We start from the raw sequence: 21,779 nt of genomic DNA, 5'->3' as shown, positions 1-21,779 counted from the left end.
ATTGTGCGGAAATACTAGACGACCGGTCTAATAGTGCGTGAAAAGCCCGGTTTCCAAAGGGCGCGCGAGCGCCCGAACCCAACCCAAAAAGGAACGCCGATGAAGGTACTGATCGTTTTGACCTCGCACGAGGACCTCGGCAACACGGGCAAGAAGACGGGCTTCTGGCTCGAAGAATTCGCCGCGCCTTACTACGCGCTGCGCGACGCGGGCGCCGAGCTCACGCTCGCGTCGCCCAAGGGCGGCCAGCCGCCGCTCGATCCGAAGAGCAGCGATCCCTCCGCGCAGACCGATGCGACGCGGCGTTTCGCATCCGATACCGCGGCGCAAACGGCGCTTGCCAATACGAAACGCCTCGCCGAGATCGACGCGAGCGCGTTCGACGCCGTGTTCTACCCGGGCGGCCACGGCCCGCTCTGGGACCTGGCCGAAGATCCGGTTTCGATCGCGCTGATCGAAACGACGATCGCCGCGGGCAAGCCTGTCGCTGCCGTCTGCCATGCGCCGGGCGTGCTGCGTCACGTGAAGGGGGCGGACGGCCAGCCGCTCGTGGCCGGCAAGTCGGTCACCGGATTTTCGAATGACGAAGAAGCCGCCGTGCAGTTGACCGACGTCGTGCCGTTCCTCGTCGAGGACATGCTGAAGGCCAACGGCGGCCAGTACTCGAAGGCCGCCGACTGGCAGCCGCACGTCGCAATCGATGGTCTGCTCATCACGGGCCAGAATCCGGCTTCGTCGGAGCCGGTTGCCGAAGCCCTGCTCGCGGCGCTGCGCCGCGCTTGATGTTGCGCGAACGCGCGCGTCTTTGGCGGGCGCGTTCGCTTCCCTCGACTTCCTTTCGGCAACGCTGCGAGGCGCGCTCGCAGTGCGTCTCCGGCTGCGCGTCGCCGCAAGGAAATCCCGTTTTTGCCAACCGGCGCAGATGCCGCGCGAGGCGCGACCTGTGCCAAGAAAGGAGCTGTAGATGTCCGCATTGTTCGAACCGTTCAAGCTCAAGGGCGTGTCCTTGCGCAACCGCATCGCCGTGCCGCCGATGTGCCAGTACATGGCCGTCGATGGCGTGATCAACGACTGGCATCACGTCCACTACGCGCAGATCGCGCGCGGCGGCGCGGGCCTCGTGATCGTCGAGGCGACGGCGGTTTCGCCCGAAGGCCGCATCACGCCGGGCTGCACGGGCCTGTGGAACGACGCGCAGATGGAGGCGTTCAAGCCCACCGTCGCGGCGATCAAGGCAGCGGGCGCGGTGCCCGGCATCCAGATTGCGCACGCGGGCCGCAAGGCGAGCGCGAACCGCCCGTGGGAAGGCGACGACCACATCGCCGAAGGCGACGCGCGCGGCTGGCAGACCATCGCGCCCTCGGCAACGGCGTTCGGCGCGCATCTGCCGAAGGTGCCGAAGGCGATGACGCTCGACGACATCGCACGCGTGCGCGAGGACTTCGTGGCCGCGGCGAAGCGCGCGCTCGAAGCCGGCTTCGAATGGCTCGAACTGCACTTTGCGCACGGCTATCTTGGCCAGAGTTTTTTCTCGACGCATTCGAACCAGCGCGACGATATCTATGGCGGCAGCCTCGAAAACCGCAGCCGTTTCCTGCTGGAAACGCTGGCCGCGGTACGCAAGGTCTGGCCGGAGCATCTGCCGCTGACGGCGCGCTTTGGCGTGATCGAGTACGATGGCCGCGACGAGGAAACGCTCGCCGAATCGATCGAACTGGCCAAGGGCTTCAAGCGCGAAGGCCTCGACATGCTGGGCGTGAGCGTCGGTTTCTCGACGCCCGCCGCACAGATTCCGTGGGCGCCCGCGTTCCTCGCGCCGATCGCACCAAAGGTGCGTCGCGCAAGCGGTCTGCCGGTGTCGTCGGCATGGGGTATCGGCACGCCGGAACTGGCCGAGCGCTCGGTGGCGAAGGAGCAGCTCGACATCGTGATGGTCGGACGCGCGCATCTCGCGAATCCGCACTGGCCGTATTTCGCGGCTCAGGAGCTGGGCGTCGAACGCGCCGCATGGACCTTGCCTGCGCCGTACGCGCACTGGCTCGAGCGCTACAAGGTCGGCTGAAATTTGCCGACCGGTACAACCGTTGACGATGAGGGAATTCCGATGACCGTCTATCTATTCGCGAGCATTACGCCCAAGCCCGAGCATGTCGCCGACGTGGAGGCGCTGATGCGCGAGATGGTCTCGCACACGCGCAAGGAGCCGGGCAACTTGCGCTACGACCTGCTGCGCCGCGCCGATGGCGCACCGGGCTTTTACCTTTACGAAACCTATGTCGATGAAGCCGCGGTGCAGGCGCATCGCGAAAGCGCGCACTTCGTGGCGTACCGCGCGAAGATCGGTGCGTGGGTGACGGAGCCGCCCGAAGTGAAGCTGCTGAAGGGCGTGGACGTCGCGGACTGAAGCCGCACTATGTGCCGCAATCGTTGCGGCGATCCATTGACGCGCCGGACATCGCTTTGCAGCGGTGCCCGGCGCGTTTTTCATTGAGCGGCCGCGCGCCGCCTAGCCCGCCATATCGAGCACGACGCGGCCTTCGATCGCGCCGCGCTTCATGCGCGCGAACACATCGTTGATGTTCTCCAGTTTTTCCGTGGAGACGGTCGCCTTGACCTTGCCTTCCTGGGCGAACATCAGCGACTCTTCGAGATCGAGGCGCGTGCCGACGATCGAGCCGCGCACCGTCACGCCGCCTAGCACCATGTCGAAGATCGGCAGCGGAAAGTCGCCGGGCGGCAAGCCATTGAGCGACACCGTGCCGCCCCGGCGCACCATGCCGAGCGCCTGCGAAAACGCGATGGGCGAGACCGCGGTCACGAGCACGCCGTGCGCGCCGCCAATTTCCTTCTTCAGATACGCCGCGGGATCGGTCGTTTTCGCGTTGACCGTCACGGTCGCGCCGAGGCGTTTCGCCAGTTCGAGTTTCGTATCGTCGACATCGACGGCGGCGACGTTGAGCCCCATCGCGCGCGCGTATTGCACGGCCATGTGGCCGAGGCCGCCCACGCCGGAAATCACGACCCAGTTGCCAGGGCGCGTGTCGGTGACTTTCAGGCCCTTGTAGACCGTCACGCCGGCGCAGAGCACGGGTGCGATTTCGATGAAGTCGATATTTTTCGGCAGCAGGCCGACGTAATTCGCGTCGGCTTTCGCGTACTGAGCGAAGCCGCCATTGACCGAATAGCCGGTGTTCTGCTGCTGCTCGCAAAGTGTTTCCCAGCCGCCAAGGCAATGTTCGCAATGGCCGCATGCCGAGTAGAGCCATGGAATGCCCACGCGATCGCCTTCCTTCACATGCGTGACGCCCGCGCCCACCCCCACGACATAGCCCACGCCTTCGTGACCGGGAATGAACGGCGGCTGCGGCTTCACGGGCCAGTCGCCGTGCGCGGCGTGCAGGTCCGTGTGGCATACGCCGCACGCTTCGATTTTCACGAGCAGCTCGCCCGGCCCCGGAGTGGGGACGGTCACTTCCTCCAGCACGAGGGGTTTGCCAAATGCGCGGACTACCGCGGCTTGCATCGTCTTGCTCATCGTCGGGCTCCTGTCGAAGCTGAGTGGCGGCGCGCGGCCGGATGCGTTGCGCATCGCGGTGTCGCCGCACGTCCGCCTGCCTTTCGAGTGTGAAGGAAAGGTTTTTCGCCTGCGATGAACTTGCTCAATAGTTGGTAATAAAACGGGTGAGAAGTTTTTGAAAGAAACTGCCGTTAATATTGAATAAGGTTTGGTAACGACTTCGTTGCACGAATTCAGTGAGCCCGATGCAGAACGACTCCCTTTACGAGCGCGCCAGTGAGAGCCATTTCGCCGGCGACCTGCCGCGCGCGCGTCAGTTGTACACGCAACTGCTCGAAGCCGATGCAACGCACGCTGGCGCGATGTTTCGCCTCGGCGTGATCGGTTTGCAGGAAGGCACGCCGGGTGATGCGATCGGCTGGTTGCAGCGCGCACTCGCCGTCGATCCCGGTCAGCGACGCTATCGCGAAGCGTTGGGGCAGGCGTATGCCATGGCCGCACGCCATGCCGAAGCGGCGCAGATCTATCGCGCTCTGCTGGCGGACGACGCGTCGTCCGCCGATCTGTGGTGCGGGCTCGGCTCGGCGCTGCAGGCGCAAGGTGCGCTGGCGGAAGCGGTGGAGGCGTGGCGGGCGGCGCTGGAGCGTGAGGCGAACCGGCCCGACGCCTGGAACAACCTCGGCAATGGCTTGCGGCTGCTGGGCGATTCCGGCGCGGCTCAGGCGGCGTATCGCCGCGCGCTCGCCTTGCAGCCGGGCGATGTCAACGCATTGACGAACCTCGGCACGTTGCTGCAGGAAGCGGGGCAGGACGAGGAGGCGCTCGAAAGCTTGCGCGCCGCGTTGGCGGCCGCGCCGGAAACCGCTGTCGCGATGATCAACCTCGGCGTGCTGCTGACGCGCCTGGAGCGTCTGGACGAGGCGTTGCCTCTGCTCGAACGCGCGGTGGCCAGCGAACCGCATATGGCGCATGCGGCCTACAACTACGGCGTCGCGCTGCAGGCGCGCGGCCGTCTGCGCGAAGCCGAAGCGCAATATCGCCGCGCGCTCGCGCTCGAGCCGGCGCATGCGGAAGCGGCCAACAACCTGGGGAATGTCTGCCGCGATCTCGGCGATTACCCCGCTGCACGCGTGGCGTACGAAACGGCCATCCGCATCCGGCCGGATTTCGTCGACGCGTTCAACAACGCCGCCAACCTGATGCGCACGCTCGGCAGCTTCGACGAGGCGCAAGCGCTGTTGCGCCAGGCGCTCGGCCTCGATCCATCGCGCTCGGCCACGCTCAACAATCTCGGCAACGTACTCAAGGACTGCGGGGACCTGGACGAAGGCATCGAATGTCTTCGCCGGGCCGTGGCGAGCGAGCCCGGCAACCTCATCGCGCACAGCAACCTTCTGTACGCGTTGTCGTTCCAGGCCGAAGATCCGCAGGTGATCCTCGACGAGGCGAGACGCTGGTCCGCGCAGCACGAAGCGCCGCTCGCCGTGCAACGCGCTCAGGCGCCTGTCGAACCGGCCGTGGGAAGGCGTTTGCGCATCGGTTACGTATCGGGCGATTTTCGTGAGCATTGCCAGGCATTGTTCATGACGCCGCTACTCGCCCATCACGACCGCACGCGCTTCGAGATTCATGCGTATTCGAGCGTGGTCAGGCCCGATGCGACGACCGCGCGACTTGCCGCGCACGTCGACGAGTGGCACGACGTGCGCACGTCGAGCGACGCGGCGCTGGCGGACCAGATCCGCGCGGACGGCATCGATATCCTCGTCGATCTCACGATGCACATGGCCGATGGCCGGCCGCTGCTGTTTGCGCGCAAGCCGGCGCCGGTGCAGGTCGCCTGGCTTGCCTATCCCGGCACGACCGGAATCGGCGCGATGGACTGGCGGCTCACCGATCCCTGGCTCGATCCGCCTGCGCACGATGGCCACTACAGCGAAAAGTCGTGGCGTTTGCCGCACACGTTCTGGTGCTATGACCCGCTTGCTTCGGAACCCGAAGTGAATGCGCTGCCGGCATCGAGCGCCGGACACGTCACGTTCGGCAGCCTGAACAACCCGTGCAAGCTCACCGATACGACTCTGAACCTGTGGGCCCGTGTATTCGCCCGTTTGCCTGCGGCGCGCCTCGTGCTCATGGCCGCCGAGGGTGAAGCGAGGCGCCGCCTCGCGCTTCGGATCGCGCGGGCCGGCATCGACCCGGCGCGCGTGCGCTTCCTGCCGTTCCGGCCGCGTGCCGATTATCTGCGCAGCTATCACGCGGTCGATCTCGGGCTCGACACGTTGCCGTACAACGGCCATACCACCTCGCTCGACGCGCTGTGGATGGGGGTGCCCGTCGTCACTCGGATCGGGGCGACCGTGGCGGGGCGCGCGGGATTGAGCCAGCTCGCGAACCTGGGTCTTGCCGAACTGGCCGCCGATTCAGACGACGCCTTCGTGGAGACGGCGGTGAATCTCGCGAGCGACCTGCCGCGCCTCGCGAAGCTGCGCGCCACGCTGCGCGAACGCATGGCGCATTCGCCACTCATGGACGGCGAACGCTTCGCGCGCGGCGTCGAGGCGGCGTACGAAGGCATGTGGCGTGCCGCAGCGCAATAGGGCGATCTGGCGCGTAAATACGGGGCAACCGGCGGCCGGGACTCAGCCAAACGGCCATCCAGCGTGCTGTATAAATATACAGTAGAATCCTAGCCTGACAGCCAGGGCCGCGCGCCGATTTCCCGCGCGCGCTGCGCTGCAAGTTGCCGGGCCGCGCCGCGTATTTGCCCCATTTCGCGCGCCGTCCGGCCCCACGCGTGTGATCCAGCCGGAATGCCAGCGCAAGTGAGCGATAACCGATCCATCCGAATCCGTGGTGCCCGCCAGCACAACCTCAAGAACCTCGACCTCGACCTGCACACCGGCGAAATGACGGTCGTGACCGGGCCTTCGGGCTCGGGCAAGTCGAGCCTCGTCTTCGACACGCTTTACGCGGAAGGCCAGCGCCGTTACGTCGAAACGTTCAGCGCCTACGCGCGCCAGTTCCTCGACCGCATGGACAGGCCGCAAGTCGATCGCGTGGACGGCGTGCCGCCCGCCATCGCCATCGACCAGACCAACCCCGTGCGCAGTTCGCGCTCCACGGTCGGCACGATGACGGAGCTGAACGACCACCTGAAGCTGCTCTACGCGCGCGCCGCGAATCTGTTCGACCGCGTCACGGCGCAGCCCGTGCGGCACGACACGCCTGAGACGATCTACGCCGAGCTGATGGCGCGCACCGCCACGGGCGACCCGCGTCTCGTGGTCACGTTTCCGGTCGAGCTGCCCGATACGACCACCGAGGAAGAAGTCGCGCAGTGGCTCTCCGCGAGCGGCTATACGCGCGTGCAGGCGCAGCGCGAGGTGAAGACCGCCGAAGGCACGCGCAAGCTGCTCGACGTGGTCGCCGACCGTTTCCGCATGCAGAACGTGGAGAAAAGCCGCGCGATCGAGGCGATCGAAGCCTCGCTCAAGCGCGGCAGCGGGCGCGTCAACATTTACGTGCTCGAGAGCGGCGACGCCGAAGCCGCGGCCGAGCCGCAGATCTGGCGCTTCTCGACCGGGCTCCATTGCCCGGACAGCGATCTGCGCTACGCCGACCCGCAGCCCGCGCTGTTCTCGTTCAACTCGGCCTACGGCGCCTGCGACGCGTGCCGCGGCTTTGGCCGCGTGATCGGCGTGGATTGGGGCCTCGTGATACCCGACGAGCGCAAGACGCTGCGCGGCGGCGCGATCAAGCCGCTGCAAACGCCGGCGTGGAAGGAGTGCCAGGACGACCTGATGCGCTATGCCGCGAAGGCCGGCATTCCGCGCGATACGGCATGGTCGGAACTGACGCAGGCGCAGCGCGACTGGGTCATCAACGGGGCGCCGGACTGGAAGGGCAGCTGGCAGACGCAGTGGTACGGCGTGAAGCGCTTCTTCCAGTATCTGGAATCGAAAGCCTACAAGATGCACATCCGCGTGCTGCTGTCGAAGTACCGCAGCTACACGCCGTGCGAAACCTGCGGCGGCGCACGCCTGAAAACCGAGGCCCTGCAATGGCGCCTCGGCACGCAGCAGAACGCGGACGACGTGCTCGCGCCGTCGGGGCGCTTCCTGCCGCACGGCGTGGACTGGACACGCGCGCAGCTCGAAGCGTTGCCGGGCCTTACCGTGCACGACGTGATGCTGCTGCCGATCGAGCGCATTCGACGCTTCTTCGACAATCTTTCGCTTTCCTCAGCATTGCTCGACGACGCGCTGAAGCTGCTGCTCGAAGAAGTGCGCACGCGCCTGAAGTATCTCTGCGACGTGGGCCTCGGCTATCTGACACTCGATCGCCAGAGCCGCACGCTCTCGGGCGGCGAAGTGCAGCGTATCAACCTGACCACGGCGCTCGGCACGTCGCTCACGAAAACGCTGTTCGTGCTCGACGAACCGAGTATCGGCCTGCATCCGCGCGACCTCAACCGCATCGTCGAAGCGATGCAACGTCTGCGCGACGCGGGCAATACGCTCGTCGTGGTCGAGCACGATCCGTCCGTGATGCTCGCGGCCGACCGCCTCATCGACATGGGTCCCGGCCCCGGCGAACGCGGCGGCTCGATCGTCTACGACGGCACACCGAACGATATCCGCTCCTCGGGCACCCTGACGGGCGAGTACCTGGGCGGCCACCGCGCCGTCGCCGACGCTTCGCACTGGGAGCGACGCCCGGTTGACGCGTCCACGCCGAATCTTCTGCTCGAAGGCGCGAGCGAGCACAACCTGCGCGACGTGACCGTGCAGATTCCGCTGCAACGCCTCGTGTGCGTGACCGGCGTCTCGGGCTCGGGCAAATCGACGTTGGTGCAGGACGTGCTCTATCCCGCGCTCGCGCGGCATCTGGGCAAGGCGACCGAAGCGCCGGGCACGTTCCGCAAGCTGAGCGGTGCGGAGCAGATCAGCGACGCCGTGTTCGTCGACCAGTCGCCGATCGGCAAGACGGCGCGTTCGAATCCGGCCAGCTATGTCGGCGCGTTCGACGAGATCCGCAAGCTGTTCGCCAAGGCGACGCTCGCGAAGCAGCGCGGCTACACGGCGGGCATGTTCAGCTTCAACTCGGGCGAAGGCCGCTGCCCGACTTGTGGCGGCTCCGGTTTCGAGCACATCGAAATGCAGTTCCTGAGCGATGTGTACCTGCGTTGCCCCGATTGCGACGGCAGCCGTTATCGCGCGGAAGTGCTCGAAGTGAAGATCGAGCGCGCGGGCCGTACGCTTTCGGTCGCGGACGTCCTCGACCTCACGGTGAGCGAAGCGGTGCAATGCTTCGCTGAGGATGCCGAAGTATTGCGCGTGCTGCAGCCTATCGTGGACGTGGGCCTCGAATACGTGAAGCTCGGCCAGCCGGTGCCGACGCTCTCGGGCGGCGAGGCGCAGCGCCTGAAGCTCGCGGGGTATCTCGCGGAAACCGCGCAGTCGCGCGGCAAGGAGGCGGGCGGCCGCCTCTTCATGTTCGACGAACCGACCACGGGCCTGCATTTCGACGACATCGCCAAGCTGATGCGCGCCTTCGGCAAACTGCTCGCGGGCGGTCATTCGCTGCTCGTGATCGAGCATAACCTCGACGTGATCCGCGCCGCCGACTGGCTGATCGATCTCGGCCCCGAAGGCGGCGATGCGGGCGGCGAAGTGGTGTGCGTCGGCACGCCCGAGGATGTGATCGCGTGTCCGCGCTCGCATACCGGCGCGGCGCTCGAGCGCTACGAAGCCGCGCTTGGCAGCGGCGTCGAACTGCTCGCGGAAGAAGAGGGCGTCGCGCTGCAAACCGCGGTGCGTGCCGCGCAGGCGCGCCGCGAGGTGCAGGGCGAGGACGTGGTGCGCATCGTGAATGCGCGCGAGCACAACCTCAAGGCGCTCGACGTCGATATTCCGCACGGCCGCTTCAACGTCATCACGGGCGTGTCGGGCTCGGGCAAGTCCACGCTCGCGTTCGACATCCTCTTTCACGAAGGCCAGCGGCGCTACCTCGAATCGCTCAACGCGTATGCGCGTTCGATCGTGCAGCCGGCGGGCCGCCCCGAAGTCGATGCCGTGTACGGCATTCCGCCGACCGTCGCGATCGAGCAGCGCCTTTCGCGCGGCGGACGCAAGAGCACGGTCGCCACGACCTCCGAGGTGTGGCACTTCCTGCGTCTGCTTTACGTGAAGCTCGGCGTGCAGCACTGCGTGCATGACGGCACGCCAGTTACATCGCAGAGCGTCGATGCGATCGTCGCGCAACTGCTGCGCGAACATCGCGGCCAGCATGTCGGTTTGCTCGCGCCGCTCGTCGTCAATCGCAAGGGCGTCTACACCGATCTCGCGAAGTGGGCGAAGGCGCGCGGCAATACGCATCTGCGCGTGGATGGCGAATTCGTGCCCGTCGCGCCGTGGCCCAAGCTCGACCGCTTCCGCGAGCATACGATCGAGTTGCCGGTGGGCGACCTCGTGATCGTGCCGGAAAACGAGGCGCAATTGCGCACGCTGCTCGCCACGACGCTCGAAGCGGGCAAGGGCATCGTGCACCTGCTCGCGCCGCTCGACGGCCTCGATCACGTGATTGGCAATGGCGGTTCGACGGCGAGCATCGGCGAGGTGAAGGTGCTGTCGACGCGGCGCGCCTGCCCAGTGTGCGGCACGAGCTATCCCGAACTCGATCCGCGTATGTTCTCGTACAACAGCAAGCATGGCTGGTGCACGACCTGCGTGGGCACGGGCCTCGCGCTCACGCGCGAGCAGCGCGCCGCCTACGACGACACGATCGTCGCCGAAGACGGCCGTGGCCGCGAGCAAACCTTGCCTTCGGAGGAGCAGGAACCCGACGGCATGGTCGACGAGCCGTGCCACGATTGCGGCGGCACGCGCCTGAATCCGGTGGCGCGCGCCGTGACGTTCGACGCGCATCCGATCGTCGACGTCGCGCAGTGGACCGTGGCGGATACGCGCCGCTGGATCGACACGCTGAAGCTCAATGGCCGCGACGCGCAGATCGCGCGCGACGTGGTGAGCGAGATCCGCAGCCGGCTGCAGTTTCTGGAAGAAGTGGGGCTCGGCTATCTGAGCCTCGATCGCGCCGCGCCGAGCCTTTCGGGTGGCGAGGCGCAGCGCATTCGTCTCGCGGCGCAACTGGGCAGTAACTTGCAGGGCGTGTGCTACGTGCTCGACGAACCGACCATCGGCCTGCATCCGCGCGACAACCAGATCCTGCTGGACGCGCTGCGCAGCCTCGGCGAGAAGGGCAACACGCTCGTCGTGGTCGAGCACGACGAGGACACGATCCGGCGCGCCGATCACATCATCGACATCGGTCCGAGCGCGGGCAAGCGCGGCGGCCGCGTGGTCGCGCAGGGCAGCGTGGCCGATCTCGCGGCGCAGGCCGATTCGCTCACGGGCCGCTATCTCGCACAGCCGATCCAGCACCCGCTGCAGCCGCGCCGCGAAGTGCGTCCGGCGCGCGCGGGACGCGAAGCGGTGCCGGGCCAATGGCTGACGGTGCACGGCGGCAAGCTGCACAACCTGCGCAACGTCACCGCGCAGATTCCGCTCGGACGTCTCGTGGCGATAACGGGTGTGAGCGGCTCCGGCAAGTCCACGCTCGCGCGCGACGTGCTGCTTTCGAATCTGCTCGACGCCGTGGGGCGGTCGGTGCTGTCTTCGCCTGCCGAGCGGCGCGCGCGCAAGGCGGTGAAGGAGAAAGCGCCGAGCGCGGCGGAACGCCGGTCGAGCGTGCTCGCGCGCACGAGCGCGAAGCCGAAGCTCGAGGTTTCGCATACGTGGCAGGGCTGCGATTCGATTAGCGGATGGGAAAGCATCGACCGCGTGCTCGAAGTCGACCAGACGCCGATCGGCAAAACGCCGCGCTCGTGCCCCGCGACCTATATCGGCGTGTGGGACGCGATCCGCCGCCTTTTCGCCGATACGCTCGAGGCGCGCGCCCGCGGCTATAGCGCGTCGCGCTTCTCGTTTAATACCGGCGACGGACGCTGTCCCGCGTGCGAAGGCCAGGGCGTGCGCACCATCGGCATGAGCTTCCTGCCCGACGTGAAGGTGCCGTGCGACGTGTGCCACGGCCAGCGCTTCAATCCGGAAACGCTGGCCGTGACGTGGCGCGGCCGGAACATCGGCGAAGTGTTGACGATGGAAATCGACGAGGCGGTGGAGTTCTTCGGCTCGATCACGAGTATTTCGCACCCGCTGCAGCTCATGAAGGACGTGGGTCTCGGCTACCTCACGCTGGGCCAGCCTTCGCCCACGCTCTCGGGCGGCGAGGCGCAGCGCATCAAGCTCGTGACCGAACTCTCGAAGGTGCGCGACGACATCACGCGCCGCGGCCAGAAGGCGCCGCACACGCTCTACGTGCTCGACGAGCCCACGGTGGGTCTGCACATGGCCGACGTGGCGCGCCTCATCAGCGTGCTGCACCGGCTCGCGGACGCGGGGCATAGCGTCGTCGTGATCGAGCACGACCTCGACGTGATCGCCGAAGCCGACTGGATCATCGATCTCGGGCCCGAAGGCGGCGTGGGCGGCGGCACGATCGTCGCCGCGGCCGATCCCGAAGCGCTCGCGAAGGTGCGGGCGAGCCATACTGGCGCGGCGCTCGCGCCCGTGCTGGCGCGTGGCCAGGGTAACGTGAACGCCGCCGAAAGCAAACCTGCACCAGAGCGGCGCGCAACCGGCGCGGCGGCTTCGCGCTAAAGGAATGGAGCGGGCCGCAGAGGCCCGCTCCGCCTTGAAACCGCTTGATCTGTGCCGCGAGCGCAAGGTATCATGGGTTCCGCTTGCAGCAAACGTTCGCTCACCTGTAGCGGCGTCACCTGAGAGCGGAGCAGCGGACTGAAGATCCCCTCCGAACCGGTCGCGGGCTCCACACCCGGACCACCTCATCAGTGCAGCAAGGCTTCGCAGTTCGTTCGCGAAGCCTTTGTCTTTTCAGGGAAGACCATTCTTTGCCGATCGTTGTATCGGTGCCTTGCCCTTGACGAAGCGAGAGGAATTAATCGATGTTCGACCTCGATGGAGAGGCGCGCGAACGGCTCATCGTGTGGATTCGACGCCGCATGGAAGAGTACGGCATTACGTTCGAAGAGCTTGAAGCGTCTATTGCTGAAAGCGAAAAAATACCCAAGTACCGCGACGCATACGGGAATACGTGGAATGGCGAGGGCGATATGCCGGCCTGGCTCTTGCGCTATAAGCACGCAGGACAGGATATCGAGCATTTTCGTTGCTAGCCGTGATGGTGCGTGAGTGCGCGCCGGTGTTGCCCTTCGACTGCCAGACCGTTCGCGGCGCATGCCGCAAAGCCCGCGCATTGGCGCGGCGCCCGGTATTATTCAGCATAGTTTTAAAATACCTTTCGGTGCGAGCCGGGATTTAATTGCGCCTCCTAATGGGCCGTGCCGGTTTAGGCGCGCAATGATTTACGCATTCTTTTTTGCTGGCATTTGCACGCGTAATTAGTCAGCTTTTTTGAAAACTCCGGTTGGCTGCGCGATCAAGCTGCGCGACAATCTCGCCCATTGCGTTCTTGCTACGGCAGGGAGGTAGTCATGGCGATACTCGTGCTGGGCCTCGTGATTTTCATTGGTGTCCATTCGATCCGCATCGTGGCAGGGCCCTGGCGCGCCGCGCAGATCGAGCGCCTGGGGCCGCGTGCCTGGCGAGGCGCGTTCGCGTTGCTCTCCATTCTGGGCTTCGTGCTGATCGTCTATGGCTACGGCCTGTCACGCCGCTATCCTGTGCCGATCTGGCTGCCGCCGTTCTGGATGGCGCATGTCACGGCACTCCTCACCGCCATTGCCTTCATCCTGATCGTCGCGGCCTATGTGCCGGGCAATCACTTCAAGCGCGCGGTCGGCCAGCCGTTCGTGAGCGGCGTCGCGCTTTGGGCGTTCGCGCATCTGCTCGCGAACGGCACGCTCAACGACATCATTCTCTTCGGCGTTTTTCTCGTCTGGGCGTTGTTCGAGCTGCGAGGCGAGAACCGGCGCGATCGCGAGGCCGGGGTGGTCTATCCGCCGGGACAGACGTCGCGCGATGCGATCGTCGTCGTGGTCGGGCTCGTGGTCTGGGCCGTGTTCGCCTTCTGGCTGCATGGCGTACTGATCGGCGTGCGGCCGCTCGGGTGAGGGCGCAGCGGGACCGCAGGCGCGCGGTAAAAAAAGAAGCCTGCGCATGGCAGGCTTCACAAGGTACAGCTCGGAGTTCCGCGATCAGATCGCAGCGGCACGATCATAGGGCCAATTCATGAAAGCCACGTGAAAGTCAGTGCGATTCGTCTCGCCTGGCCGCCGATGCATCAAAGATCGAAGAACACCGTTTCCTGTTCGCCCTGCATGCGGATATCGAACGTGTAGACGATGCTGCCGGCCTGCTCGCTGCGGCGTGCGATGAGCGTGTCGCGGCGCGCGGCGGGCACGGCTGAGAGCACCGGGTCCGCGGCGTTGGCGGCGGCTTCGTCTTCGAAGTAGATGCGCGTGAAGGTGTGCGTGAGCATCCCGCGCATCATCACGATTACGTTCAGATGCGGCGCTTCGCCGGCGTTCTCGACGCCCGGCTTCACGGTGTGCACGATGAAGCGGTGCTGCGCATCAGTGCCCGTGCCCACGCGTGCAAAACCGCGGAAGCCGTCTTTGGCGATGTCCTCGCGCGAAGCGGGATAACGGCCGTTTGCGTCGACCTGCGAAAACTCGAGCATCGCGTCGAACACGGCGTTGCCGTCGCCGTCGATCACGCGGCCGATCAGCGTGATGTGCTCGCCCGGCGTTTCAGGCCCGACCACGTTGGCCGTGAAGAGGCTCTTCAGGTCGAAATCGTATTGCTGCGGACACAGGCCGTAGGCGAAGTACGGGCCGACCGTTTGCGAAGGCGTTTCCTTGAGTGCCATGGTTCAACGCTCCGTGGGGGTTTGGTTCGGGCCGCGCAGCACGATGTCGAATTCGTAGCCGAGTGCGTAGCCTTCTTCGGTGGTGTCGAGCGAGAAGCGCGAAATCATGCGCTCGCGTGCGTCTTCGGGCGTGCCCTGGTAGATCGGGTCGAACGCGAGCAGCGGGTCGCCGGGGAAATACATCTGCGTGACGAGACGCGAGCCGAAGTAGTCGCCGAACAGCGAGAAGTGGATGTGATTCGGACGCCACGCGTTCGGGTGATTGCCCCACGGATACGCGCCCGGCTTGATCGTCAGGAAGCGATAGCGGCCGTCGTTATCGGTGATCGCGCGGCCGGCGCCGAGGAAGTTGGGATCGAGCGGCGCGTCGTGCTGGTCCTGCTTGTGGACATAGCGGCCGGCGGCGTTGGCCTGCCAGATTTCGACGAGCGTGTTGCGCACCGGCTTGCCGCCTTCGTCGAGCACACGGCCCGTCACGATGATGCGCTCGCCGAGCGGCGCGCCATTTTTGGCCGCGTTGCGCGTGAGGTCGTGATCGAGCGCGCCGAGGTCGTCGGTGCCGTACACGGGCGCGTGCTGGTTGCGCAGCTTTTCCTTCAGGGGGATGAGCGGGAGCGTAGGGCCGCGTTTGACCGACGAACGGTACGGCGGATAAACGTACGCGGGGTGCGAGTCGAAGTCGCGCGGCGACAGGATGGACTCGTCCATGGGGTGTCTCCTGAGTGGATTATTGGGGGAATGGGCCTGGCGCCGGCAGCGGTTGGCGGTGCGACCCGATGCCGCCACTTTATCCAAAGCGAAAAGTTATGCAAAATGATGTTTTTTCGCATCTCGTATAACGAATCGTTATGCAAAACCGGCTCGCGGACGGACGCGTCAAATTCCGCCATCTCCAGTGTTTCCTTGCCGTGGCGCAGATGGGCAGCGTGCAGCAGGCCGCCGAGAGTCTTTCGGTCACCCAGCCCGCCGTGTCGAAGACGATCGCCGAGCTGGAACTCGTGCTGGGCGTCAAGCTGTTCGAGCGCGGGCGGCACGGCGCGGTGCCCACGCGCGAGGGGCAGCTTTTCATGCCGCACGCGAGCGCCTGCATGAGCGCGCTGCGCCAGGGCGTGGCCTTGCTCGCGCGCGACGAAGGCGCGGTGGCCGCGACGCTCGATATCGGCGTGCTGCCGACTGTGGCGACGGCGTTGCTGCCCGGTGCGTTGCGCCACTTCGGCGAGGAATGGCCGCGCGTGAGCGTGCGGCTGGTAACGGGGGCCAACACCGAACTGCTCGAGCGGCTGAAGACAGGCGCGATCAGCTTCGCGGTGGGCCGTCTGGCCGACCCCGAGCGCATGGTGGGCCTGAGCTTCGAGCAGCTGTACAACGAGCCGCTCGCCGTGGTGGTGCGCGCGGGGCATCCGCTCGCGCAGGGGGCGGGGCTGCCGGCGCAACTCGCCTCGTTTCCACTCGTGTTGCCGCCGTTCGGCACGTTGATCCGCCAGGCGGCTGACAGTCTGCTTGCCGCCTGGGGCGCGCCGCCGCTGTCGGCGTTCGTCGAGTTGCTGTCGGTTTCCGTGGGGCGCGCGCTCGCGCTCCAGAACGACGCGGTGTGGTTCGTGCCCGCCGGCGCCGTCGAGTACGACCTGCGGCGCGGGACGCTGGTGCGGTTGCCGTTGCCTTCCGCGGGCGGCGAAGAGCCGGTGGGGGTGATTCAGCGGACCGATACCCAGCCCACGCCTGCCGGTCGCGTGCTGATCGAGGCCGTGCGGCGTGCGGCGCGCGAGCGCGACGTGCGGCCGGATGGCTCAGCGGCGCCGCGGACGCGGCGTGCGCGCGCTGCCAACCCTTCCGCTGGCAAGCGTTCGCCCGACGCCGGGGGGTGAGGGCTTCACGGTTCCCGCAGACCCGACACTGCGCGCCGGATTCAGCCGGCCGTGAGCTTCGTCCTGGCGCGTGACTTCGAGGTTGCCGACGCTTCCGGCGCGACGCCGGGCAGGCGCGCGCTCGTGGCCATCCACAGCACTTCGGCGTCTTCCTCGCTCGTCGAAATGGCCGCGTGGCCGGTGCGGCTGTCGAAGTAGAGGCTGTCGCCGGCTTCCAGATAAGTGGGCGCGTAGAGCTCCGAATACAGGCACACGCTGCCGCTGATCACGTAGAGAAACTCTTCGCCTTCGTGGCGGCCCCAGTCGTCGAACGCGTCGAGCGAATGCGCGGTGATGCGGATGCGAAACGGCAGCATCGCCTTGTGCGCGAGATCGGTGGCGAGCAACTCCATCTGATAGCCGCGATAGGCGTGGCGCTGACCCGCGCCGTTGCGCGTGAGCGCGCGGCGGCCGCCGGCATTGAGCCTGGGCGGGGTGCCGAACAGCTCGGCCAGGTCGATTCTGAGCCCGCCGACGATCTTTTGCAGCACGTCGAAGGTCGGCGACATGAGGCCGTTTTCGACTTTCGACAGGGTCGAGCGCGAGACGCCGCACAGGCGGCTGGCCGTATCGAGCGTCAGGTCCTGGGCGACGCGCGCGGCGCGCACGCGGCGGCCGAGGTCGGTGGTCGCCGTGCTGGCGGATGGGGTGAGCGTGGAATCCATGGGCTACGTTCGAATGCTGACGAAAAGCCCTGGTTGGGCCCCGCGATGTCTTACCGATCATATCAAACGGTTGCCCGCGCGAAGCGCTGACCTCGCCTGGCCGGCCGGTCTGCGACGTTGGCTCGGCGGTATGGGGCGAGCCGTCACGCATCGACGCGCTGTTCAATTGCGAATTAAAACGATTCGATTTAACAATCTTTAAAAATTAATCCATCGATGTTTTAACAAATTTTAAAGATTTACTGGGTTTGATATTAGAGTAAGGCCTCAATATGCGTCCATGCGCCGCGGCTCTCACGGATTTTGATATTTATCATTGTAATCAGATGATGTAGATCAAGTGGAGAGCGCAAAATGCATGACGAACGACTCGAATTGTTGCTGGCAATCTCGCGAAGAACGCTCGGAATCGAGAGCTTCGAACTGACCGGGAAGCCGACCACCGACGCGCACCTCGTGAGCGCGGAGGATATTGGCCGCGCGCTGGAGTCGGCGTACGACGCCGGGCTGATCGTCGGCTACCGCATGGGGCGCGCGGAGTGCGAAGAGAACGCCTGAATACCGCGTGACGCGATTCAGAGGCGGCGTCCTTTACAAGGGCGCCGTTTTTATTTTGGCCTGGATTAACACGATAATAAACGTCGCCTGATTAATGGGCGATGTGGCGCCTGATCAGTCCCGACGATTGTTAATCGACGCTGCATCGGCTGCATGACTCCCGGCGTTTCCGCACCGGCGCCGGTTACCAGGCAAACCTGACCAATCAGACAAGCCGACGCAACGGCGCGAGCGACCAGTCGTGCGGCACGCCATGCACGGCGAAAAACCATGCGGCCACCCATGACGCGGCGACGACGATCAGGTCGCAACGTCCGCTGCGCCACCAGTTCAGCGAGTGCCGTTGAAAGATCCACGGCACACCGAGCGGATTGGGCCAGTCGGCGAACAGGTGGATCACGCCTCCGCAGGCGAAGCCGAACGCGGGCGCCGCGAGCGGCAGGTGTCCGAGTTTGTGATACGACCACACGAGCAACGCGATCCAGCCGATGCCCCAGTGCGTGAACGTGCGATGCGTGATCCAGAGGCGCCGCTTCTTGCGCCACCAGGCGACCTCGAGCCAGTCGGGCGCCGAACCGCCCGCGACACCCGCCGCGAACGCGAGCGCGGCGTAGAGATGCCAGGCGCTATCGGCGCCCTGATGCGTGACGATTGCGGCGGCGATGACGCCGGCGGCCCAACCCGTGGCGTGATGTGCGGTGCCTGATGCCATGAAGCGGTGTGTTGCGAAGTCGAAGGGGGCGCAATCTTCGCAGATGTGTCGCCGTTATGACAGGGGTGACACGCGGGCGACATGCGGAACGTCGTGTGGCGCGTGCGGTGCACGCGCCAGCCGTTCGCGCGTCAGGTCGTGCAGCGCGCGACGTCGAAGCGCAGTTCTTCTTCGGGCGGATCGTTCGACGCGGAAGCGCCGTGCGTGACGCGAATGACCGAGCCGTGGCCGTTCGGCGTGAGCGTGACGAAGTACGACGCGTCCGAGCGCGAGCCCACGCTCAGTTCGGTCGTATTGCCGTCGCGCGAACTGTGCACGTGCGGCAGGCGGTCTTCGAGGCAGCTCGCGACCGACGAAGCCGATCGCGCCGACGAAGCGTAGATCATCGGTTCGCCGTTCGAAGCAGTGCCGGACGGCGGTGTCGATCCACAAGCGGCGATGAGCGCGAGCGGAGTCGCGGCGAGGAGTCGTTGCGTGAGCGTTTTCATAGGCGACGTGACAATATCGAAGCAGCGGATTATGCCAATAAGTATACGCACGCTGATCTGAATCAAGGCCCACGCAGACGTAAAAAGATGCAACAGGTAACAGGAAAAAACGCACATGCGCTTGTGGCGCATGTGCGTTTCGCAAAGTCAGGGCAGCGCGGCGGGTCGCGCCGCATTTGCCCAACTCCGAGCGATCAGAAGCGGTGACGCAAACCGACTGTCGCGGCCACCTGGTTGTTCGTCGAAGAAGGCGAGAGCGTATTGATCGCAGCGACGTTCGCGATGCCCGAGCCGTCGGCGTTATAGCCGAGCGAGCCCGAAGCGTGCTGATAGACGCCGGCGAGATAGACGTCCGTGCGCTTGCTCAACGAGTAGTCGGTGCCAACCAGCACGGTGTGCCACTTCGGGCTGTTGCCGCCGCCGTTGCCCGTGACCGTGCCGTCGGTAAACGTGTAGGAGCCGACGAACGCGAGGGCGGGCGTCAGATGGTAAGCGCCGTTGATCTCGTAGTTGTCGACGTGCAGGTTCAGGCCCGAGAGGCCAGGCAGCGGCGCGCTGCCGCCACTCGAGAGACTCTGCATGCCGTCGATCTGCGAGTGCGTCCATACGAAGCCAACCTGTGCCGGGCCGTAGGTGTAGTTCACACCCGCGCCGAACGAGCGCTGCAGCCGTGCCGAGATGTTCTGGTCGGCCGAAGCCGCGCTGTTCGCGGCGCCGAGGCCGCCGGAGTTGTTCTGTTGCGAGTAGGCGGCTGCGAAGTTCAGCGGGCCGTTGCCGTACGATGCGCCCACGCTCCATGCGCGGCCATTCGCGAAGCCGCTCGCGTCGTTGCTGAAGCCGTACAGGCCGCCGAACTGGAAGCCCGCGTAGTTCGCGCTGGCGTACTTGACCGAGTTCTTGATCGAATAGCTTTGCGCGAGGTTGTCGTTGTCGAACGGGTGGCCCGCGAGATTGTTGCCGAAGCCCGCGCCGGCTTCCGAGAGCGGCGAGAGGTAATCGACCATCGAGTCATATTGCCGGCCGAGCGTGAGCGTGCCGAACCGGTCGCTCTGCAGGCCGACCCAGGCCTGGCGGTTGAAGCCGCTGTCGCCGTTCTTGTAGCCGCCGTTGTTGAGATTGAAGCCGCTCTCGAGGGTGAAGATCGCCTTCAGGCCGCCACCCAGGTCTTCGGCGCCGCGAAAGCCGAAGTAGTTGTTCGAGAGGGCGCCGCTGCCCTGAGCCCACAGGCTGTGGCCGCCGACGTTGTTCGCGTAGACGATGCCGGCGTCGAGCGAGCCGTAAAGGGTGACGCTGCTTTGCGCATGGGCGCTGATGGCAAATGCACTGAGGACGCCTGCAGCAATGAGTGCTTTTTTCATGTTTTTCTCCGGTCAGAACTTGGGGAATCTCAGGCCGAATATTCTGAAAATCGATTTCGTGCCTGGATGATTCGCAGCGAAGTGTAGGTCCGGTATTCGATGTATTTACGCAAATCGACGCAATAATGCATCCATCTCATTTCATAATCGGCATTAATCGCCGTAAGTGACTGCATATAAAGCGTTTTTCTATTGGATTATCTGCTGCGACAAAATGGTCCATCTGGATAATCCGTTGTGCACCTACGACGATGCGGCAAACCCGCGCAGGGTCTGGCCTAGCGCGAATTCAACGCTTTTTCAAGTGTGATTCTTGTCGTTTGGTGAAAGGTACTGTTCCAGATCATGGACTGAACATATGCATAGCGCGGAGGTACAATTTCTTCAGCCCTCGACCAAGGGTGGTCTTTTTTCATCTGTTTTTACGCGGCTCTCGGGCCGCGTTTTTTTTGCCTGCGTAAAATCATTTTAATTTAATGCGCCGGGCGAAATGGTGCGTTGCGGAAAATGGAATGATTACAGTCGCTGTCGGATATTCCGCTTTGGTGGCGGGATAATCCGGGACGGCTGGATAGAAAGACGTGGCGCCCGACGCGCGACGCGATCCGGGTAGAATCTTGCCCTTGCCCCGCGACGGGCAAGTCCCGCGCAGAACCCGATGAAAGCCCCGCCATGACCGATTCCTCACCCGCAACCGATCCCGATTTCCCCGCCGATGACGTCGCAGCCGAAGCCGAGGTGATCCAGGAAGCGCGCCTGTGGCGCAAGGACGGCTGGACCGCGCGCGTGATCAAGAACGAGGACGACGACGGCTGGGCCGTCGAAATGATCAAGGACGGCGAGCCGGAGCCTGCACTCGTCGGCCCGTGGACCATGGGCCGTGACAAGAAGAATCCCAAGCCGCTCGATACGTCGGCGTTCAACACGCTCGTGAAGACCGCTTCGGAGGTGCTGCGCCGGCACGAGCAGCAATTGCGCGCCCTGCTGCACAAGCGCGTGAGCGTGCAGACCGCCGAAGGCGACGTGGACGTGACGCTCGACATCGTTCCCGACGAGTACGAGCCCTACGCGCTCGTCAGCGCGATCGACGCATTCGGCGAGCAGCTCGCTCAGGCGCGCGTCGCGCCGAACTTCAAGCTCACGAAAGCGCGCGCCGAAGCTTGGGCCGAAGGCGGCTTCGGGCGCATCGAGTAAATCTCAAAGCCTGCCCGCTTACTCCTGCTTGCAGAAGATCGCAGTCAATAGCGGTCCGGCATGGTGGACGATGGCGTTATTGCCTGCCGCCGTGAGGGCCGCCTGCACCCTGGCCTGGGTGCCGACCACGACGGCCCCGTAGGCGGAAGGGGCGATGGGCGTGCCGTCGCCGGTCTTGAAGAGCGGGTCGTCCTTCTGGAAACCCACGATGGCGAAGACGCTGAAACCATAGGCGGTCATCCGCTGGCCGTGCGCGGGCCAGAACGCGTTGATCGAATTGCTTTCGACCTTCATGGGCTTCGGATCGATCAGGTTTTGCGTGATCAGCCCCGAGATGAAGTCGTGTGCGGACTCGCTACAGGTCAGTGAATCGTCGATGGCGGCGGCGTGGGCGTTGCCGGCGAGAAGCGTCAGGACAGCGAGAAAAAGGGCGGCAAAGGTAAAGCGTTTCATTACGTGAATGGCGAAA

At 65.2% G+C, this 21,779-nt stretch carries 18 protein-coding genes; 10 read left to right on the top strand and 8 right to left on the bottom strand.

What is annotated here, in order from left to right; genetic code table 11:
- Window positions 1-99 precede the first annotated feature (99 nt).
- The 3 genes from AB4Y35_RS27390 (at window position 100) to AB4Y35_RS27380 (ending at window position 2,404) form a co-directional block, all read left to right on the top strand.
- A complete protein-coding gene (locus AB4Y35_RS27390; RefSeq protein ID WP_368706834.1) occupies window positions 100-783 on the top strand; it encodes a type 1 glutamine amidotransferase domain-containing protein in 684 nt (227 codons plus the stop codon).
- Window positions 784-964: 181 nt separating this feature from the next.
- Entirely contained in the window at window positions 965-2,062 is a 1,098-nt protein-coding gene (locus AB4Y35_RS27385) for an NADH:flavin oxidoreductase/NADH oxidase (protein WP_368706833.1), read from the top strand.
- 42 nt (window positions 2,063-2,104) lie between these two features.
- Window positions 2,105-2,404 carry a putative quinol monooxygenase gene (locus tag AB4Y35_RS27380; protein ID WP_368706832.1) on the top strand — a complete coding sequence of 100 codons (300 nt, stop codon included), beginning with the start codon at window positions 2,105-2,107 and terminating at the stop codon, window positions 2,402-2,404.
- Window positions 2,405-2,506: 102 nt separating this feature from the next.
- Here the strand turns inward: AB4Y35_RS27380 and adhP are convergent, their stop codons facing one another.
- On the bottom strand, window positions 2,507-3,535 hold the full coding sequence (adhP, locus tag AB4Y35_RS27375; RefSeq protein WP_324159282.1) for an alcohol dehydrogenase AdhP: 1,029 nt from the start codon (window positions 3,533-3,535) through the stop codon (window positions 2,507-2,509).
- A 227-nt stretch (window positions 3,536-3,762) separates the two neighbouring features.
- Between adhP and AB4Y35_RS27370 the strand changes: the two genes are divergently transcribed.
- The 4 genes from AB4Y35_RS27370 to AB4Y35_RS27355 all read left to right on the top strand — a co-directional run bounded on the left by AB4Y35_RS27370 (window position 3,763) and on the right by AB4Y35_RS27355 (window position 13,673).
- A complete protein-coding gene (locus AB4Y35_RS27370) occupies window positions 3,763-6,117 on the top strand; it encodes a tetratricopeptide repeat protein (protein WP_368706831.1) in 2,355 nt (784 codons plus the stop codon).
- Between the two features lie 225 nt (window positions 6,118-6,342).
- Complete coding sequence (gene uvrA / locus AB4Y35_RS27365; protein ID WP_368706830.1) at window positions 6,343-12,240, top strand: excinuclease ABC subunit UvrA; 5,898 nt, start codon at window positions 6,343-6,345, stop codon at window positions 12,238-12,240.
- A gap of 305 nt (window positions 12,241-12,545) precedes the next feature.
- Window positions 12,546-12,776, top strand: coding sequence for an H-NS histone family protein (locus AB4Y35_RS27360; RefSeq protein WP_254315634.1), 231 nt, complete (start codon window positions 12,546-12,548; stop codon window positions 12,774-12,776).
- A gap of 318 nt (window positions 12,777-13,094) precedes the next feature.
- Window positions 13,095-13,673 (top strand): NnrU family protein, encoded by a 579-nt coding sequence (locus AB4Y35_RS27355; protein WP_324156478.1) that lies wholly within the window; start codon window positions 13,095-13,097, stop codon window positions 13,671-13,673.
- 170 nt (window positions 13,674-13,843) lie between these two features.
- On the opposite strand, the gene pcaG is transcribed toward AB4Y35_RS27355, so the two are convergent.
- Both pcaG and pcaH read right to left on the bottom strand, forming a co-directional pair.
- On the bottom strand, window positions 13,844-14,431 hold the full coding sequence (pcaG, locus tag AB4Y35_RS27350) for a protocatechuate 3,4-dioxygenase subunit alpha (protein WP_324156480.1): 588 nt from the start codon (window positions 14,429-14,431) through the stop codon (window positions 13,844-13,846).
- Window positions 14,432-14,434: 3 nt separating this feature from the next.
- Window positions 14,435-15,139 (bottom strand): protocatechuate 3,4-dioxygenase subunit beta, encoded by a 705-nt coding sequence (gene pcaH, locus AB4Y35_RS27345; RefSeq protein ID WP_133184805.1) that lies wholly within the window; start codon window positions 15,137-15,139, stop codon window positions 14,435-14,437.
- Window positions 15,140-15,279: 140 nt separating this feature from the next.
- Here pcaH and pcaQ point away from each other — a divergent pair, with 140 nt between their 5' ends.
- Window positions 15,280-16,296 (top strand): pca operon transcription factor PcaQ, encoded by a 1,017-nt coding sequence (pcaQ, locus tag AB4Y35_RS27340; RefSeq protein ID WP_368691237.1) that lies wholly within the window; start codon window positions 15,280-15,282, stop codon window positions 16,294-16,296.
- 41 nt (window positions 16,297-16,337) lie between these two features.
- On the opposite strand, the gene AB4Y35_RS27335 is transcribed toward pcaQ, so the two are convergent.
- Window positions 16,338-17,000, bottom strand: coding sequence for a helix-turn-helix domain-containing protein (locus AB4Y35_RS27335; RefSeq protein WP_368691238.1), 663 nt, complete (start codon window positions 16,998-17,000; stop codon window positions 16,338-16,340).
- A gap of 354 nt (window positions 17,001-17,354) precedes the next feature.
- Here AB4Y35_RS27335 and AB4Y35_RS27330 point away from each other — a divergent pair, with 354 nt between their 5' ends.
- A complete protein-coding gene (locus AB4Y35_RS27330) occupies window positions 17,355-17,558 on the top strand; it encodes a hypothetical protein (RefSeq protein WP_368706829.1) in 204 nt (67 codons plus the stop codon).
- A 205-nt stretch (window positions 17,559-17,763) separates the two neighbouring features.
- Here the strand turns inward: AB4Y35_RS27330 and AB4Y35_RS27325 are convergent, their stop codons facing one another.
- The 3 genes from AB4Y35_RS27325 to AB4Y35_RS27315 form a co-directional block, all read right to left on the bottom strand.
- Window positions 17,764-18,270 carry a metal-dependent hydrolase gene (locus AB4Y35_RS27325; protein ID WP_028205038.1) on the bottom strand — a complete coding sequence of 169 codons (507 nt, stop codon included), beginning with the start codon at window positions 18,268-18,270 and terminating at the stop codon, window positions 17,764-17,766.
- 131 nt (window positions 18,271-18,401) lie between these two features.
- Window positions 18,402-18,758 (bottom strand): sugar ABC transporter ATPase, encoded by a 357-nt coding sequence (locus AB4Y35_RS27320; RefSeq protein ID WP_069267449.1) that lies wholly within the window; start codon window positions 18,756-18,758, stop codon window positions 18,402-18,404.
- 194 nt (window positions 18,759-18,952) lie between these two features.
- Complete coding sequence (locus AB4Y35_RS27315) at window positions 18,953-20,116, bottom strand: porin (protein WP_368706828.1); 1,164 nt, start codon at window positions 20,114-20,116, stop codon at window positions 18,953-18,955.
- A 672-nt stretch (window positions 20,117-20,788) separates the two neighbouring features.
- Here AB4Y35_RS27315 and AB4Y35_RS27310 point away from each other — a divergent pair.
- The gene (locus tag AB4Y35_RS27310; RefSeq protein WP_368706827.1) at window positions 20,789-21,310 is read left to right on the top strand and encodes a hypothetical protein; all 522 of its coding nucleotides are present in this window, start codon (window positions 20,789-20,791) and stop codon (window positions 21,308-21,310) included.
- Between the two features lie 18 nt (window positions 21,311-21,328).
- On the opposite strand, the gene AB4Y35_RS27305 is transcribed toward AB4Y35_RS27310, so the two are convergent.
- Window positions 21,329-21,763, bottom strand: coding sequence for a hypothetical protein (locus AB4Y35_RS27305; protein WP_342923818.1), 435 nt, complete (start codon window positions 21,761-21,763; stop codon window positions 21,329-21,331).
- Window positions 21,764-21,779 lie beyond the last annotated feature (16 nt).

The sequence above is a fragment of the Paraburkholderia sp. EG286A genome (assembly GCF_040965375.1).
GTDB lineage: Bacteria > Pseudomonadota > Gammaproteobacteria > Burkholderiales > Burkholderiaceae > Paraburkholderia.
The sequence above is the reverse complement of the archived record's forward strand: the minus strand, read 5'-3'. Positions and strand labels throughout refer to the sequence as shown.

Bases quoted from the DNA above. Each gene is read 5' to 3' on its own strand.
- AB4Y35_RS27390 (WP_368706834.1), top strand. From the start codon at position 100: ATGAAGGTACTGATCGTTTTGACCTCGCACGAGGACCTCGGCAACACG.
- AB4Y35_RS27385 (WP_368706833.1), top strand. From the start codon at position 965: ATGTCCGCATTGTTCGAACCGTTCAAGCTCAAGGGCGTGTCCTTGCGC.
- AB4Y35_RS27380 (WP_368706832.1), top strand. From the start codon at position 2,105: ATGACCGTCTATCTATTCGCGAGCATTACGCCCAAGCCCGAGCATGTC.
- adhP (WP_324159282.1), bottom strand. From the start codon at position 3,535: ATGAGCAAGACGATGCAAGCCGCGGTAGTCCGCGCATTTGGCAAACCC.
- AB4Y35_RS27370 (WP_368706831.1), top strand. From the start codon at position 3,763: ATGCAGAACGACTCCCTTTACGAGCGCGCCAGTGAGAGCCATTTCGCC.
- AB4Y35_RS27360 (WP_254315634.1), top strand. From the start codon at position 12,546: ATGTTCGACCTCGATGGAGAGGCGCGCGAACGGCTCATCGTGTGGATT.
- AB4Y35_RS27355 (WP_324156478.1), top strand. From the start codon at position 13,095: ATGGCGATACTCGTGCTGGGCCTCGTGATTTTCATTGGTGTCCATTCG.
- pcaG (WP_324156480.1), bottom strand. From the start codon at position 14,431: ATGGCACTCAAGGAAACGCCTTCGCAAACGGTCGGCCCGTACTTCGCC.
- pcaH (WP_133184805.1), bottom strand. From the start codon at position 15,139: ATGGACGAGTCCATCCTGTCGCCGCGCGACTTCGACTCGCACCCCGCG.
- pcaQ (WP_368691237.1), top strand. From the start codon at position 15,280: ATGCAAAACCGGCTCGCGGACGGACGCGTCAAATTCCGCCATCTCCAG.
- AB4Y35_RS27335 (WP_368691238.1), bottom strand. From the start codon at position 17,000: ATGGATTCCACGCTCACCCCATCCGCCAGCACGGCGACCACCGACCTC.
- AB4Y35_RS27330 (WP_368706829.1), top strand. From the start codon at position 17,355: ATGCATGACGAACGACTCGAATTGTTGCTGGCAATCTCGCGAAGAACG.
- AB4Y35_RS27325 (WP_028205038.1), bottom strand. From the start codon at position 18,270: ATGGCATCAGGCACCGCACATCACGCCACGGGTTGGGCCGCCGGCGTC.
- AB4Y35_RS27320 (WP_069267449.1), bottom strand. From the start codon at position 18,758: ATGAAAACGCTCACGCAACGACTCCTCGCCGCGACTCCGCTCGCGCTC.
- AB4Y35_RS27315 (WP_368706828.1), bottom strand. From the start codon at position 20,116: ATGAAAAAAGCACTCATTGCTGCAGGCGTCCTCAGTGCATTTGCCATC.
- AB4Y35_RS27310 (WP_368706827.1), top strand. From the start codon at position 20,789: ATGACCGATTCCTCACCCGCAACCGATCCCGATTTCCCCGCCGATGAC.
- AB4Y35_RS27305 (WP_342923818.1), bottom strand. From the start codon at position 21,763: ATGAAACGCTTTACCTTTGCCGCCCTTTTTCTCGCTGTCCTGACGCTT.